This is a genomic window from Halopseudomonas pertucinogena, from assembly GCF_014646575.1.
Classification (GTDB): domain Bacteria; phylum Pseudomonadota; class Gammaproteobacteria; order Pseudomonadales; family Pseudomonadaceae; genus Halopseudomonas; species Halopseudomonas pertucinogena.
Genome location: NZ_BMNN01000011.1, coordinates 1 through 15,754, shown reverse-complemented (window position 1 = coordinate 15,754; position 15,754 = coordinate 1). Strand labels below are relative to the sequence as shown.

The window sequence follows — 15,754 nt, the reverse complement described above, 5'->3', positions numbered from 1 at the left end:
TTGTTCAGGAACACGACGATGTAGGGAACGCCAACCTGACGGGACAGCAGGATGTGCTCGCGGGTCTGCGGCATGGGGCCGTCAGCAGCGGAGCAGACCAGGATAGCGCCGTCCATCTGGGCAGCACCGGTGATCATGTTCTTCACATAGTCAGCGTGACCGGGGCAGTCAACGTGCGCGTAGTGACGGGTCGGGGAATCATATTCAACGTGGGAGGTGTTGATGGTGATACCACGGGCCTTCTCTTCCGGCGCGTTGTCGATCTGGTCGTAGCCCTTGGAAGAGCCGCTGCCGCCGAATACTTCGGCGCAAACGCGGGTCAGAGCAGCGGTCAGAGTGGTCTTGCCATGGTCAACGTGACCGATGGTGCCCACGTTCAGGTGCGGTTTACTGCGTTCAAACTTTTCTTTAGCCACGATTAGTAACCTCTTCAATTAGCCAGGAAGCAATCAGCCTTGCTTCTTGATGATAGCGTCAACGATGTTCGAGGGAGCCTCGGCGTATCTGGAGAACTCCATGGAGTAGCTGGCACGTCCCTGGGACATGGAGCGTACATCCGTGGCGTAACCAAACATCTCGCCCAGCGGAACCTCAGCACGGATTACCTTCCCGGAGGGAGAGTCTTCCATACCCTGGACCAGACCACGACGACGGTTGAGGTCACCCATCACGTCACCCATGTAGTCCTCGGGGGTCACTACTTCAACTTTCATGATCGGCTCGAGCAGAACGGCACCGCCTTTCTGGGCCAGCTGCTTGGTGGCCATCGAGGCAGCGATTTTGAACGCCATCTCGTTCGAGTCCACATCATGATAAGAACCATCAAAGATGGTTGCCTTGAGGCTGAGCAGCGGGTAACCGGCAAGAACACCGTTCTTCATCTGCTCATCAATGCCCTTCTGTACCGCCGGAATGTATTCCTTCGGTACCACACCGCCAACTACTTCGCTGGCGAAGATCAGACCTTCGGCGCCTTCTTCAGCCGGCTCGAAGCGAATCCAGACGTGACCGAACTGACCGCGACCACCGGACTGGCGAACGAACTTGCCTTCGATCTCACAGGTGTTGCGAATCGCTTCGCGGTAAGCCACCTGCGGCTTGCCGATGTTGGCCTCGACGTTGAACTCGCGCTTCATGCGGTCAACGATGATGTCCAGGTGCAGCTCGCCCATACCACCGATGATGGTCTGGCCGGACTCTTCGTCAGTGCGAACACGGAAGGAGGGGTCTTCCTGGGCCAGCTTGCCCAGCGCCACACCCATCTTCTCCTGGTCAGCCTTGGTCTTCGGCTCGACGGCTACGTGGATAACCGGCTCGGGGAAGTCCATGCGTTCCAGAACGATCGGCTTGTCGGCATCACACAGGGTGTCACCGGTGGTCACATCCTTCATGCCGATCAGCGCAGCGATGTCACCGGCGCGCAGCTCCTTGATCTCCTCACGGCTGTTGGCCTGCATCTGCACCATACGGCCGACGCGCTCTTTCTTGCCCTTGACCGAGTTGACAACCGAGTCACCGGAAGCCAGCACGCCCGAGTACACGCGAACGAAGGTCAGGGTACCGACGAAGGGGTCGGTAGCAATCTTGAATGCCAGAGCGGCAAAGGGCTCGTCGTCACTGGAGATACGCTGGTCGACCTTCTCGTCGTCATCCGGATGCACACCCTTGATGGCGGCAACTTCGTCCGGAGCGGGCAGGAAGTCGATAACAGCGTCCAGTACCAGCGGCACACCCTTGTTCTTGAACGAGGAACCGCAGACAGCCGGAACGATCTCGCTGGCCAGGGTACGCTGACGCAGGCCAGCCTTGATCTCTTCCAGAGACAGGTCGCCCTCTTCCAGGTACTTGTTCATCAGCTCTTCGTTGGCTTCGGCAGCGCTTTCCACCAGGTTCTCACGGTACTGGTTGGCCAGCTCGAGCATATCTTCCGGGATCTCTTCCTCGCGGAAGGACATGCCCATGTCGGCATCGTTCCAGTAGATGGCCTTCATGCGCAGCAGGTCGACCTGGCCGACGAAGTTTTCCTCGGAGCCGATCGGCAGCTGCAGCGGCACCGGAGTGTGGCCCAGACGCTTCTTGATCTGCTCGACGACGCGCAGGAAGTTGGCGCCCTGACGGTCCAGCTTGTTGACGTAGACGATGCGCGGCACGCCGTACTTGTTGGCCTGACGCCATACGGTTTCGGACTGCGGCTCGACACCGGAGGTGCCGCAGAACACCACGACCGCACCGTCGAGTACGCGCAGGGAGCGCTCTACTTCAATGGTGAAGTCAACGTGGCCGGGGGTATCGATAACGTTGACGCGGTGCTGCTTGTACTGCTTCTGGGAACCCTGCCAGAAGGCGGTAACAGCGGCGGAGGTAATGGTGATACCACGCTCCTGCTCCTGCGCCATCCAGTCAGTGGTACTGGCACCATCATGGGTCTCGCCCATCTTGTGGTTCACGCCAGTGTAATACAGGATCCGTTCCGTGGTGGTGGTTTTGCCCGCATCGACGTGCGCACAAATACCGATATTTCGGTACAGATTGATCGGGGTTGTACGAGCCACGATAGTCTCCTGAGTCGTTGTTTAGAAGCGATAGTGGGAGAAGGCTTTGTTCGCTTCAGCCATACGGTGCACGTCTTCACGCTTCCGAACCGCTGCGCCTTTGCCTTCGGCTGCATCAAGGAGTTCGCCGGCAAGACGCAGATCCATGGACTTCTCGCCACGCTTACGGGCAGCATCAACCAGCCAGCGCATTGCCAGGGCATTGCGGCGGGAGGGACGCACTTCAACCGGAACCTGGTAGGTGGCACCACCTACACGGCGGGATTTAACCTCAACCAGCGGAGCGATGGCATCGAGCGCTTTCTCAAACAGCTCGACCGGATCGTCAGTCTTGGTGCGCTCTTTGACTTTCTCCAGAGCACCATAAACGATACGCTCAGCGGTGGATTTCTTGCCGCTTTCCATTACATGGTTCATGAATTTGGCGAGAATCTGGCTGCCATATTTTGGTTCTGGCAGGATCTCACGTTTTGCCGCTACACGACGTCTTGGCATGATAAGCCCTCAAAACGGTCTTCAGGTTAGCTCAGGACTGAAACACTTTTGTTACGCCTGACCTTACTCTTATCGACTCAGGTTAAAAGAATTCAAAAACTTACTTCGGACGCTTGGCGCCGTACTTGGAACGACCCTGCTTACGGTCTTTGACACCGGAGGTATCCAGCGAACCGCGAACAGTGTGGTAACGCACACCCGGCAAGTCCTTCACACGGCCGCCGCGAATCAGAACGACGCTAAACTTCAAAGCCGTTGGTCAGGCGTACGCGGCAGACCTTACGCAGAGCCGAGTTCGGCTTCTTCGGCGTGGTGGTATATACGCGAGTACATACTCCACGACGCTGCGGGCAGTTCTGCAGCGCGGGCACGTCGCTTTTTTCAGCAACACGCTTGCGCGGCTTTTGAACCAGCTGGTTGATTGTTGCCATCTAGCAAAACTCCATAGATGTCCCTGGGACATATTTAAAATAAAACGGCAGGGCTGAACGCCCCGCCTATTTTAGGGGTACGGAATTCTATAGACCCCGCCCCTGAGCGTCAAGCAGCCCGCCGCCTCGGGGCGACGGGCTGTCTGACTAGTTTCCGCTGAAATTCAGCGCATCGGACAGTGCCTGTTCGACTTCACTGGCGCTGACCCTGGCCGGCTTGTCAGCCATGCGCTGACGCTTGCGCTCGGCGTGGTAGGCCAGGCCGGTACCGGCCGGAATCAGACGACCGACGACCACGTTTTCCTTCAGACCGCGCAGATGGTCGCGCTTGCCGGTAACCGCCGCTTCGGTCAACACGCGGGTAGTCTCCTGGAAGGAGGCCGCGGAGATGAACGACTCGGTGGACAGCGACGCCTTGGTGATACCCAGCAGCACCCGCTCGTACTTGGCCGGGAACTTGTCCTGGGCAATCAGGGCTTCGTTCTCTTCCAGTACCTGGGTCAGCTCGACCTGGTCACCCTTGATGAAGCTGGAGTCACCGGACTCGGTGATCTCAACCTTGCGCAGCATCTGACGGATGGTCACTTCGATGTGCTTGTCGTTGATCTTCACACCCTGCAGGCGGTACACATCCTGAATCTCGTTGACGATGTACTTGGCCAGCTCGCTGACACCCAGCAGACGCAGGATATCGTGCGGGTTGCTCGGACCGTCGGAGATGACCTCACCCTTGGTGACCTGTTCACCCTCGAACACGTTCAGGTGACGCCACTTCGGAATCAGCTCCTCGTACGGATCGCTGCCATCGGTGGGCGTGATCACCAGACGACGCTTGCCCTTGGTTTCCTTGCCGAAGGAAATCGTTCCGCTGATTTCCGCCAGGATGGACGGCTCTTTCGGACGACGCGCTTCGAACAGGTCGGCCACGCGGGGCAGACCACCGGTGATGTCACGGGTCTTGGAGGTTTCACGCGGAATCCGCGCGATCACGTCACCAATGGTTACTTCTACACCGTCGGACAGGTTGACCTGGGTCTTCTCCGGCAGGAAGTACTGCGCCGGCACGTCGGTACCCGGCAGCATCAGCTCCTTGCCATCCGCGCCGATCAGCTTGATGGTCGGACGGATGTCCTTGCCGGCGGACGGACGCTCGTGCACCGCCATCACCTCGATGTTGCTCAGACCGGTCAGCTCGTCAGTCTGACGGCGGATGGTAATACCTTCCTCCATGCCGACGAACTGAACGGTACCGGCGATCTCGGTAACGATCGGGTGTGTGTGCGGATCCCACTTGGCCACGACCTGCCCTGCCTGGACCTGGTCGCCCTCGTGAATCGAGATGACCGCACCGTAGGGCAGCTTGTAACGCTCGCGCTCGCGACCGAATTCGTCAGCCAGAGCCAGTTCACCGGAACGGGAAACGGCAACCAGCTGGCCGTCGTCACGGGTTACGTGCTTCAGGTTATGCAGGCGGATGGTACCGGCGCTCTTCACCTGTACGCTGTCCTGAGCTGCAGTCCGGCTCGCCGCACCACCGATGTGGAACGTACGCATCGTCAGCTGGGTACCCGGCTCACCGATCGACTGGGCCGCGATGACACCCACCGCCTCCCCGATGTTGATCTGGTGACCGCGTGCCAGGTCACGGCCGTAGCAGGTCGAGCATACGCCGTAGCGGGTTTCACAGGTGATCGGCGAGCGCACCAGCACTTCGTCGACGCTGTTCATTTCCAGGAAATCGACCAGCTTCTCGTCGATCAGCGTACCGGCAGTCAGCAGCACCTCCTCGGTGCCCGGCTTGAGCACGTCGACCGCAGCAACACGGCCGAGCACGCGCTCGCCCAGCGGCTCGACGATGTCACCACCTTCGATATGCGGCTTCATGACCAGACCCTGATCAGTACCGCAATCCACCTCGGTGATCACCAGGTCCTGGGCTACGTCCACCAGACGACGGGTAAGGTAACCGGAGTTGGCGGTCTTCAGGGCGGTATCGGCCAGACCCTTACGGGCACCGTGGGTCGAGATGAAGTACTGAAGTACGTTCAGACCTTCACGGAAGTTCGCAATGATCGGGGTCTCGATGATCGAGCCGTCCGGCTTGGCCATCAGACCACGCATACCCGCCAGCTGACGGATCTGTGCCGCGGAACCCCGGGCGCCGGAGTCGGCCATCATGTACATGGAGTTGAACGAATCGTGTTCGATTTCGTTGCCGTCCTTGTCCAGGATGCGGTCAACCTTGAGGTTGTCCATCATCGCCTTGGAGATCTCGTCGTTGGCACGGGACCACAGGTCGATCACCTTGTTGTACTTCTCGCCAGCGGTGACCAGACCGGAGGCGTATTGGTCCTCGATCTCTTTCACTTCGCTGGTGGCACGCTCGATGATCTCGGCCTTCTCTTCCGGGATCTCGAAGTCGTTGACGCCAATCGACGCACCGGAGATGGTCGAATAGGCGAAACCGGTGTACATCAGCTGGTCGGCAAAGATGACGGTTTCCTTCAGACCCACCACACGGTAGCTGGTGTTGATCAGCTTGGAGATCGCCTTCTTTCGCAGCGGCTGGTCCACCAGGGAGAACGGCAGCCCCTTGGGCAGGATCTGGAACAGCAGCGCGCGGCCGACAGTGGTGTCAACCAGACGGGTCTCGGTGGTCGAGCTGCCTTCCTTGTCGATCACGGTCTCGGTGATGCGGACCTTGACCAGCGCATGCAGGCCGACCTGGCCGCTGCGATAGGCCATCTCGACTTCATTGACGCTGCTGAAGGCCATGCCTTCGCCCTTGGAGTTCACCAGCGAGCGGGTCATGTAGTACAGACCCAGTACCACGTCCTGCGACGGCACGATGATCGGCTCGCCGGAGGCGGGCGACAGGATGTTGTTGGTGGACATCATCAGCGCACGGGCTTCCAGCTGGGCTTCCAGCGTCAGCGGTACGTGCACGGCCATCTGGTCACCGTCGAAGTCGGCGTTGTAGGCGGCACAGACCAGCGGGTGCAGCTGAATGGCCTTACCTTCAATCAGTACCGGCTCGAACGCCTGGATACCCAGACGGTGCAGGGTCGGTGCGCGGTTGAGCAGCACGGGGTGTTCGCGGATGACCTCGGCGAGGATATCCCACACTTCCGGCAGCTCGCGCTCGACCATCTTCTTGGCGGCCTTGATGGTGGTCGCCAGACCGCGGTGCTCCAGCTTGCCGAAGATGAAGGGTTTGAACAGCTCCAGCGCCATCTTCTTGGGCAGACCGCACTGGTGCAGACGCAGGGTCGGGCCTACCACGATCACTGAGCGACCGGAGTAGTCGACGCGCTTGCCCAGCAGGTTCTGACGGAAACGACCTTGCTTGCCCTTGATCATGTCGGCCAGGGACTTCAGCGGGCGCTTGTTGGTGCCGGTGATGGCGCGGCCGCGACGGCCGTTATCCAGCAGCGCGTCCACAGACTCCTGCAGCATGCGCTTTTCGTTGCGCACGATGATGTCCGGCGCAGCCAGGTCCAGCAGGCGCTTGAGGCGGTTGTTGCGGTTGATCACCCGGCGATACAGATCATTCAGGTCCGAAGTCGCGAAGCGGCCACCGTCCAGCGGAACCAGCGGACGCAGGTCCGGCGGCAGTACCGGCAGCACGGTCATGACCATCCACTCAGGCTTGTTGCCGGAGGTGTGGAAGGCTTCCATCAGCTTCAGGCGCTTGGACAGCTTCTTGATCTTGGTTTCCGAGGTGGTCTGCGGGATTTCCTCGCGCAGACGGCTAATCTCGTGGTCCAGATCCATGGCGCTGAGCAGCTGGAATACCGCCTCGGCCCCCATGCGCGCGTCGAACTCGTCGCCGAACTCTTCCAGCGCTTCGAAGTACTGCTCGTCGTTCAGCAGCTGACCCTTCTCCAGTGTGGTCAGACCGGGCTCGATCACCACATAGCTTTCGAAGTACAGCACGCGCTCGATATCGCGCAGGGTCATGTCCAGCAGCAGGCCGATACGGGACGGCAGCGACTTCAGGAACCAGATGTGGGCAACCGGCGAGGCCAGCTCGATGTGGCCCATGCGCTCGCGGCGCACCTTGGCCAGGGCGACTTCAACGCCACACTTCTCGCAGATGACGCCACGGTGCTTGAGACGCTTGTACTTTCCGCACAGGCACTCGTAGTCCTTCACCGGCCCGAAGATCTTGGCGCAGAACAGGCCATCGCGCTCGGGCTTGAAGGTACGGTAGTTGATGGTCTCGGGCTTCTTCACTTCGCCGTACGACCAGGACCGGATCATCTCCGGCGATGCCAAGCCGATTCGGATGGAATCGAACTCTTCAGTCTGTCCCTGGGACTTGAGCAGGTTCAGTAAGTCTTTCAAGGCCTATACTCCTCGCAGTGTCTCAAGGGCGGCGGATCGCGCCGCCCGAGACGTGGGCAGTCGGTGGTTATTCGGATTCCAGGTCGATATCGATGGCCAGCGAACGGATTTCCTTGACCAGCACGTTGAAGGACTCGGGCATGCCCGCCTCCATGCGATGGTCACCGTCCACGATGTTCTTGTACATCTTGGTACGGCCGTTCACGTCATCCGACTTCACAGTCAGCATTTCCTGCAGGGTGTAGGCGGCACCGTAGGCTTCCAGTGCCCACACTTCCATCTCCCCGAAGCGCTGACCGCCGAACTGAGCCTTACCACCCAGCGGCTGCTGTGTAACCAGGCTGTAGGAACCGGTCGAACGGGCGTGCATCTTGTCGTCAACCAGGTGGTTCAGCTTGAGCATGTACATGTAACCGACAGTCACCGGACGATCGAAGGCGTTACCGGTACGGCCGTCGTACAGCTTCATCTGACCACTGTCAGGCAGATCTGCCAGACGCAGCATGTGCTTGATCTCGTGCTCTTCGGCACCGTCGAACACCGCGGTCGCCATGGGCACACCGGCGCGCAGGTTGTTGGCCAGATCGATGATCTCGCTGTCGCTCAGCGCATCGAGGTTTTCCTGACGACCGCCCACCTTGTTGTACACCTCGTCGAGGAAATCACGGATCTCGGCGACCTTGCGCTGCTCGTCGAGCATGCGGTTGATCTTCTCGCCCAGACCCTTGGCCGCCAGACCCAGGTGGGTTTCGAGGATCTGACCGACGTTCATCCGCGAGGGTACGCCCAGCGGGTTGAGGACGATGTCCACCGGAGTGCCGTTCTCGTCATGGGGCATGTCCTCAATCGGCATGATGACCGAGATGACACCCTTGTTACCGTGACGACCAGCCATCTTGTCACCCGGCTGGATGCGGCGCTTGATGGCCAGATACACCTTGACGATCTTCAGTACGCCCGGTGCCAGGTCATCACCCTGCTGCAGCTTGCGCTTCTTGTCCTCGAACTTCTCGTCCAGCAGCTTGCGGCGGTCCACCAGGTAGGCCTGGGTGCGCTCCAGCTGCTCGTTCAGACTGTCATCGCTCATGCGCAGCTTGAACCACTGGCCGCGCTCGATGCCGTCCAGGATTTCAGCGGTCAGGGCGGTGCCCTTCTTCACACCGGCGCCGCCTTCGGCAGTGTTGCCGATCAGGGCGCTGGCCAGACGCTCGAATGCGGCCGTCTCGACGATGCGGAATTCTTCCTGCAGATCCTTGCGGATCTCGTCCAGCTGCTGCTTCTCGATGGCCAGGGCGCGGCTGTCACGCTCGACGCCGTCGCGGGTGAATACCTGAACGTCAATCACGGTACCCTTGGTGCCGGTGGGCACGCGCAGGGAGGTGTCCTTCACGTCGGAAGCCTTCTCACCGAAGATCGCACGCAGCAGTTTCTCTTCCGGGGTCAGCTGGGTTTCGCCCTTGGGCGTGACCTTGCCGACCAGGATGTCGCCGGGGCCCACTTCAGCACCGACGTAGACGATGCCCGCTTCGTCCAGCTTGCCCAGCGCCGCTTCACCGACGTTGGGAATATCGGAGGTGATTTCCTCCGGCCCCAGCTTGGTGTCACGGGATACGCAGGTCAGCTCCTGGATGTGGATGGTGGTGAAACGATCTTCCTGCACCACACGCTCGGAGATGAGGATGGAGTCCTCGAAGTTGTAACCGTTCCACGGCATGAACGCCACGCGCATGTTCTGCCCGAGGGCCAGCTCACCCATGTCCACGGAGGAGCCGTCGGCCAGAATATCCTTGACCGCCACCACGTCACCTTTCTTCACCAGCGGGCGCTGGTTGATGCAGGTGTTCTGGTTGGAGCGGGTGTACTTGATCAGCGTGTAGATGTCGACGCCGGCTTCGCCCGCTTCGACTTCGTCATCGTTGACCCGGATAACGATACGGCTGGCATCGACGGAGTCGACCACACCGCCACGACGGGCCGTGACACAGACGCCGGAGTCCAGCGCAACGTTGCGCTCCATGCCGGTACCGACCAGCGGCTTCTCGGCACGCAGGGTCGGTACGGCCTGACGCTGCATGTTGGAACCCATGAGTGCACGGTTGGCATCGTCATGCTCGAGGAACGGAATCAGCGAGGCAGCAACGGACACGACCTGACGGGGAGACACGTCCATCAGGGTCACTTCTTCCGGCGCCTTGACGCTGAATTCGTTCATGTGACGAACCGCTACCAGCTCCTCGACCAGCTTGCCATCGCGTACTTCGGCACTGGCCTGGGCGATGACGTGGTCCGCCTCTTCGATGGCGGAGAGGAATACGATTTCGTCGGTAACCACGGTGTCCTTTACGCGACGGTAGGGGCTTTCCAGGAAGCCGTACTCGTTGGTGCGTGCATAGGTCGCCAGGGAGTTGATCAGGCCGATGTTCGGACCTTCAGGGGTCTCGATCGGGCAAACGCGGCCGTAGTGGGTCGGGTGTACGTCACGCACTTCAAAGCCGGCACGCTCGCGGGTCAGACCGCCCGGCCCAAGCGCGGAAACGCGACGCTTGTGGGTGATCTCCGACAGCGGGTTGTTCTGGTCCATGAACTGGGACAGCTGGCTGGAGCCGAAGAACTCCTTCACTGCCGCCGCAACCGGCTTGGCGTTGATCAGGTCCTGCGGCATCAGGCCTTCGCTTTCAGCCATGGACAGACGCTCTTTCACCGCACGCTCGACGCGGACCAGACCGACACGGAACTGGTTCTCGGCCATTTCGCCCACGGAGCGGATACGACGGTTACCCAGGTGGTCGATGTCGTCGACCACGCCCTTGCCGTTGCGGATATCCACCAGGGTCTTGAGGACCTCGATGATGTCTTCCTTGCTCAGCACACCCGGGCCTTCGATCTCTTCACGACCGATGCGGCGGTTGAACTTCATGCGGCCCACTGCGGACAGGTCGTAGCGGTCACTGCTGAAGAACAGGTTGTTGAACAGGGTTTCTGCGGCATCCTTGGTCGGCGGCTCGCCGGGACGCATCATGCGGTAGATCTCGACCAGCGCTTCAAGCTGAGTGGTCGTCGTGTCGATACGCAGGGTATCGGAGATGAACGGACCGCAGTCGATATCGTTGGTGTACAGAGTTTCGATGTGGCCGACCTGGGCCTGCACCAGCTTCTCGACGAGATCGGCCGTCACCTCGGTATTGCATTCAACGAGGATTTCACCGGTAGCCGGGTGCACGACCGGCTTGGCAATGGTACGGCCAACCAGATAGTCGTAGGGGACCTCGAGGCTGCTGACACCAGCCTTCTCGAGCTGGTTGATGTGGCGCGCCGTGATACGGCGGCCCTTCTCGACAATCACCTTGCCCTTGTCATCGGTGATGTCGAAGGTGGCGATTTCACCACGCAGGCGCTGGGGCACCAGCTCCAGCTTCAGCGTATCACCATGCACCTCGAACTTGTTGGTGTCGTAGAAGATGTCGAGAATTTCTTCGGTCTGATAACCCAGGGCGCGCAGCAGCACGCTGGCCGGCAGCTTGCGGCGCCGGTCGATACGGACGAAGACCGCGTCCTTGGGATCGAATTCAAAGTCCAGCCAGGACCCGCGGTAGGGAATCACACGGGCGGAGTACAGCAGCTTGCCGGAGCTGTGGGTCTTGCCACGGTCGTGGTCGAAGAACACACCCGGGCTGCGATGCAGCTGGGAAACGATCACCCGCTCGGTACCGTTGATGACGAAGGTACCGTTCTCGGTCATCAGGGGGATTTCCCCCATGTAGACTTCCTGCTCCTTGATGTCCTTGATCGCCTTGCTGGCAGATTCGCGATCAAAGATGATCAGGCGCACTTTCACCCGCAGCGGAACCGCATAGGTCACGCCGCGCAGCACACATTCCTTGACGTCGAAAGCCGGCTCACCCAGCCGGTAACCGACATACTCGAGTGCCGCATTACCGGAATAGCTGATAATGGGGAAAACAGATTTGAAGGCCGCGTGCAGACCGATATCACGAACGCTGTCCTTCTCCGCATCGGCCTGCAGGAATTCCCGGTAGGAATCCAGCTGAATAGCCAGCAGATAAGGGACGTCCATCACATGCGGCAGTTTGCCAAAGTCCTTGCGGATACGTTTTTTCTCAGTGTATGAGTAAGCCATCAGCGTTCCCCAGCTTGGTCACCTGCTTGAGTGGCTCCCCCGACGGGGAAGCCAGAAAATGCTTGCAAGACCTGGTCTTGCGCACTCGCTTGGAGTGGTTCCATTGCAACCTGCATGAGGCTGCAACGGAAAAAGGCCGGTGGCACTCGGGCCACCAGCCGTCAATCTGACCGAGGATCAGATTGTTGATGCAAGGTCGCTCAAGATTACTTGAGCTCGACCGATGCACCAGCCTCTTCCAGCGACTTCTTCGCGGCTTCGGCTTCGTCCTTGGAAACGCCTTCCTTGATGGTGGACGGAGCGCCGTCAACCATGGCCTTGGCTTCTTTCAGACCCAGACCGGTCAGTTCGCGAACAGCCTTGATCACGTTAACCTTCTTGTCGCCAGCAGCAGCCAGGATAACGTTGAACTCGGTCTGCTCTTCAGCGGCGGCAGCGCCACCGGCAGCCGGGCCAGCTGCAACAGCAGCGGCGGCGGAAACGCCGAACTTCTCTTCCATTGCGCTGATCAGTTCAACGACCTGCATAACGGACATTTCGGATACTGCGTTGATGATATCTTCGTTGGTAAGAGCCATGACTCTATATTCCTGTATTGGGGGACGCCCTTTGAGGCATCAAAACATTAAAAGCAAACGAGAGAAGCGAGGACAGGCCTATCAGGCCGCTTCGGCTTCCTTCTGATCGCGGACAGCAGCCAGCGTACGTACGAACTTGCTGGTGGCGCCTTGAATAACGCTCATCAGCTGGCTGATCGCCTCGTCGTAAGTCGGCAGGGAAGCCAGCTTGTCTACCTGGTCAGCTGCAAGGTAATTGCCTTCGAACGCAGCGGCCTTGATCTGGAACTTGTCCTGGCTCTTGGCGAATTCCTTGAACAGACGAGCGGCAGCGCCCGGGTGTTCGTTGGAAAACGCAATCAGAGTCGGACCGACAAAGACTTCGTTCAGGCACTCGTATTCGGTACCTTCAACAGCACGACGCAGCAGGGTGTTACGTACGACACGTACGTACACGCCGGCTTCGCGAGCGTCTTTGCGCAGACCAGTCATGGCAGCTACGCCTACACCGCGGGCATCAGCCACAACGGCAGAAAGCGCACCTTTGGCAGCTTCGTTGACTTCAGCGACGATGGCCTTTTTGTCTTCGAGCTTAATTGCCACGGGTTCTACTCCTGGATTTACCATTAATCGCCAGAGGCGATGTGTTTCGGTGTCTGATCCAGCCTGCACTGAATCGTGAGCACCATCTGCGTAGGTCCGGGATGACTCCCGATTTAAGACTTTCACCACCTACGGTCTTGGATAGCCCCCAACCGGCAGGGACCCCAATAGTTGGCGCACCGCAAGCGGTGCGCCGTTGAATCAGATATTCAGCGAAGCATGATCAACCTGAAGGCCCGGACCCATGGTGGTGCTCAGGGTCACGCGCTGCAGGTAGACACCCTTGGAGGTGGACGGCTTGGCCTTCTTCAGGTCAGCCAGCAGGGCTTCGACGTTTTCCTTCAGCTTGACCGGCTCGAAGCCGACCTTGCCTACGGAGCAGTGAATGATGCCGTTCTTGTCGGTACGGTAGCGAACCTGTCCGGCCTTGGCGTTCTTCACTGCAGTGCCCACGTCAGCGGCAACGGTGCCCACCTTCGGGTTCGGCATCAGGCCGCGGGGACCCAGCACCTGACCCAGCTGACCGACCACACGCATGGCGTCAGGGGAAGCAATGACCACGTCGTAGTTCAGATCGCCGGCTTTCATTTCGGCAGCCAGATCATCCATGCCTACCTTGTCGGCGCCGGCAGCCAGAGCGGCTTCGGCGTTGGCACCCTGGGTAAACACAGCCACACGAACGGTCTTGCCAGTGCCGTGGGGCAGCAGGGTAGCACCGCGCACAACCTGGTCGGACTTACGCGGGTCAACACCCAGATTCACAGCCACGTCGACGGACTCGACAAACTTGACGTTGGACAGCTCGGCCAGCAGAGCGGCAGCTTCTTCGAAGCCGTACTGCTTGGTGGAGTCAACTTTCTCGTTGATTGCCTTCTGGCGTTTGGTCAGCTTGGCCATTACACACCCTCCACGGTCAGGCCCATGCTACGGGCGGAGCCCGCGATGGTGCGCACAGCTGATTCCAGATCAGCGGCAGTCAGATCCGCCTGCTTGGTCTTGGCAATCTCTTCGATCTGAGCACGGGTAACGGTGCCCACTTTCTGGCTGTTCGGACGAGCGGAACCGCCCTTCACGCCAGCGGCTTTCATCAGCAGAACGGCAGCAGGCGTACTCTTGGTTTCAAAAGTGAAGCTGCGGTCGCTGTACACAGTGATGATCACGGGCGTCGGCAGACCCGGCTCTACGCCCTGGGTCTTGGCGTTGAACGCCTTGCAGAATTCCATGATATTGACGCCGTGCTGACCCAGCGCCGGACCTACCGGCGGACTCGGGTTAGCCTGGCCGGCCTTGACTTGCAGCTTGATATAAGCCTGAATCTTCTTTGCCATCAGTTTTCTCCATTGGGTGCTAGCGCCTCGCGGCTCCCCGTTAATGTATTGCCCACCGACAACAAAACCCCGCACTGCCTTCAGGCATTGCAGGGTTCAGGCGGGCGAATGAACTCAGCCTTTTTCGACCTGGCCGAATTCGAGCTCCACAGGCGTGGGGCGACCGAAAATGAGAACAGCCACCTGAACACGGCTCTTCTCATAATTCACTTCTTCAACAACACCGTTGAAATCAGCGAAGGGGCCGTCGATTACGCGGACCACTTCACCCGGCTCGAACAGTGTCTTGGGCTTGGGCTTGTCGCTGCCATCGGCTACGCGACGGAGGATGGCCTCGGCTTCACGATCCGTGATGGGTGCCGGCTTGTCAGCGGTACCACCAATGAATCCGAGTACACGAGGAGTGTCCTTGACCAGGTGCCAGGTCCCTTCGTTCATTTCCATGTGAACCAGCACGTAGCCGGGAAAGAACTTGCGTTCGCTCTTGCGCTTCTGGCCGGCACGCATCTCGACGACTTCCTCGGTGGGAACCAGGATGTCACCGAACTGGTCTTCCATTCCGGCCAGCTTGACGCGCTCCTGCAGCGAGCGCATTACGTGCTTTTCAAACCCGGAATAGGCATGTATGACGTACCAACGCTTGGACACGGAACACCTTTAGCCAATGAACTTAGAAATAATCCAACCCAGCAGGGTATCGAGCCCCCACAGAATCAGGGCCATGACCAGCACAACTGCAACAACAATGAGGGTCGTCTGAGTGGTTTCCGTACGATTGGGCCAGACCACCTTGCGGATTTCTATGCGCGCCTCTTTCAGCAGCGCCCAGAATGCCTTGCCCTTTACGGTCTGCAGTGCAACGAAGCCTGCAACCAGACCGAGCGCAACCAGCGCCACGGCACGATACAAGACAGATTCAGCAGCAAAATAGTGATTACCGGCCACTCCAACGAGAACAATTGCCGCTACGACGATCCACTTGAGAACGTCCAAGCTGTTATCGGAAGAGTCTGCCCTGGTGCTCATCTATCGTAAATCCTGTCTTGTCTTTGCCAGATAATCTGGCAGGCCAGGAGGGAATCGAACCCCCAACCTGCGGTTTTGGAGACCGCCGCTCTGCCAATTGAGCTACTGGCCTGTAATCGCAGCAGAGCCGGCAATGATACCGGCTCTGCCAGTCAAGATCAATCGCTAATTAAGCGATGATCTTGGCAACCACGCCGGCGCCAACGGTACGGCCGCCTTCGCGAATCGCGAAACGCAGGCCTTCTTCCATGGCGATCGGAGCGATCAGGGTCACGTC

The 15,754-nt window shown here is 59.5% G+C and carries 12 protein-coding genes, 1 tRNA gene and 1 pseudogene; all 14 read right to left on the bottom strand.

Annotated features, from left to right (window positions below; all coding sequences use genetic code 11):
- Window positions 1–416, bottom strand: a 416-nt coding sequence (locus tag IEW63_RS14415; protein ID WP_188637332.1) for a GTP-binding protein, incomplete at its 3' end; no start/stop codon positions are given.
- A gap of 33 nt (window positions 417–449) precedes the next feature.
- Entirely contained in the window at window positions 450–2,552 is a 2,103-nt protein-coding gene (gene fusA, locus IEW63_RS14410; protein ID WP_188637331.1) for an elongation factor G, read from the bottom strand.
- A 21-nt stretch (window positions 2,553–2,573) separates the two neighbouring features.
- Window positions 2,574–3,047 carry a 30S ribosomal protein S7 gene (rpsG, locus tag IEW63_RS14405; protein WP_188637330.1) on the bottom strand — a complete coding sequence of 158 codons (474 nt, stop codon included), beginning with the start codon at window positions 3,045–3,047 and terminating at the stop codon, window positions 2,574–2,576.
- A 100-nt stretch (window positions 3,048–3,147) separates the two neighbouring features.
- Window positions 3,148–3,478 (bottom strand): annotated as a pseudogene (gene rpsL, locus IEW63_RS14400) (30S ribosomal protein S12).
- 147 nt (window positions 3,479–3,625) lie between these two features.
- A complete protein-coding gene (gene rpoC, locus IEW63_RS14395) occupies window positions 3,626–7,825 on the bottom strand; it encodes a DNA-directed RNA polymerase subunit beta' (RefSeq protein ID WP_188637329.1) in 4,200 nt (1,399 codons plus the stop codon).
- Window positions 7,826–7,892: 67 nt separating this feature from the next.
- A complete protein-coding gene (gene rpoB, locus IEW63_RS14390; protein ID WP_188637328.1) occupies window positions 7,893–11,963 on the bottom strand; it encodes a DNA-directed RNA polymerase subunit beta in 4,071 nt (1,356 codons plus the stop codon).
- A gap of 206 nt (window positions 11,964–12,169) precedes the next feature.
- Entirely contained in the window at window positions 12,170–12,541 is a 372-nt protein-coding gene (rplL, locus tag IEW63_RS14385) for a 50S ribosomal protein L7/L12 (protein WP_188637327.1), read from the bottom strand.
- Between the two features lie 81 nt (window positions 12,542–12,622).
- The gene (gene rplJ, locus IEW63_RS14380; RefSeq protein WP_188637326.1) at window positions 12,623–13,123 is read right to left on the bottom strand and encodes a 50S ribosomal protein L10; all 501 of its coding nucleotides are present in this window, start codon (window positions 13,121–13,123) and stop codon (window positions 12,623–12,625) included.
- Window positions 13,124–13,324: 201 nt separating this feature from the next.
- Window positions 13,325–14,020 (bottom strand): 50S ribosomal protein L1, encoded by a 696-nt coding sequence (gene rplA, locus IEW63_RS14375; RefSeq protein WP_188637325.1) that lies wholly within the window; start codon window positions 14,018–14,020, stop codon window positions 13,325–13,327.
- Window positions 14,020–14,451 carry a 50S ribosomal protein L11 gene (gene rplK / locus IEW63_RS14370; protein WP_188637324.1) on the bottom strand — a complete coding sequence of 144 codons (432 nt, stop codon included), beginning with the start codon at window positions 14,449–14,451 and terminating at the stop codon, window positions 14,020–14,022. Before rplK ends, rplA begins: the two co-directional genes overlap by 1 nt.
- Before the next feature lie 114 nt (window positions 14,452–14,565).
- On the bottom strand, window positions 14,566–15,099 hold the full coding sequence (gene nusG, locus IEW63_RS14365; RefSeq protein ID WP_188637323.1) for a transcription termination/antitermination protein NusG: 534 nt from the start codon (window positions 15,097–15,099) through the stop codon (window positions 14,566–14,568).
- A 9-nt stretch (window positions 15,100–15,108) separates the two neighbouring features.
- Window positions 15,109–15,477, bottom strand: coding sequence for a preprotein translocase subunit SecE (gene secE / locus IEW63_RS14360; protein WP_188637322.1), 369 nt, complete (start codon window positions 15,475–15,477; stop codon window positions 15,109–15,111).
- Window positions 15,478–15,513: 36 nt separating this feature from the next.
- Window positions 15,514–15,589 (bottom strand) — tRNA-Trp (locus tag IEW63_RS14355).
- A gap of 57 nt (window positions 15,590–15,646) precedes the next feature.
- Window positions 15,647–15,754: EF-Tu C-terminal domain-related protein (locus tag IEW63_RS14350; protein WP_505706057.1), on the bottom strand; the 108-nt coding region annotated here is incomplete at its 5' end.

What these genes read in the sequence shown, in the direction of transcription:
- rpsG (WP_188637330.1), bottom strand. Translation starts at nt 3,047, where the DNA reads ATGCCAAGACGTCGTGTAGCGGCAAAACGTGAGATCCTGCCAGAACCA.
- rpoB (WP_188637328.1), bottom strand. Translation starts at nt 11,963, where the DNA reads ATGGCTTACTCATACACTGAGAAAAAACGTATCCGCAAGGACTTTGGC.
- rplL (WP_188637327.1), bottom strand. Translation starts at nt 12,541, where the DNA reads ATGGCTCTTACCAACGAAGATATCATCAACGCAGTATCCGAAATGTCC.
- rplA (WP_188637325.1), bottom strand. Translation starts at nt 14,020, where the DNA reads ATGGCCAAGCTGACCAAACGCCAGAAGGCAATCAACGAGAAAGTTGAC.
- rplK (WP_188637324.1), bottom strand. Translation starts at nt 14,451, where the DNA reads ATGGCAAAGAAGATTCAGGCTTATATCAAGCTGCAAGTCAAGGCCGGC.
- secE (WP_188637322.1), bottom strand. Translation starts at nt 15,477, where the DNA reads ATGAGCACCAGGGCAGACTCTTCCGATAACAGCTTGGACGTTCTCAAG.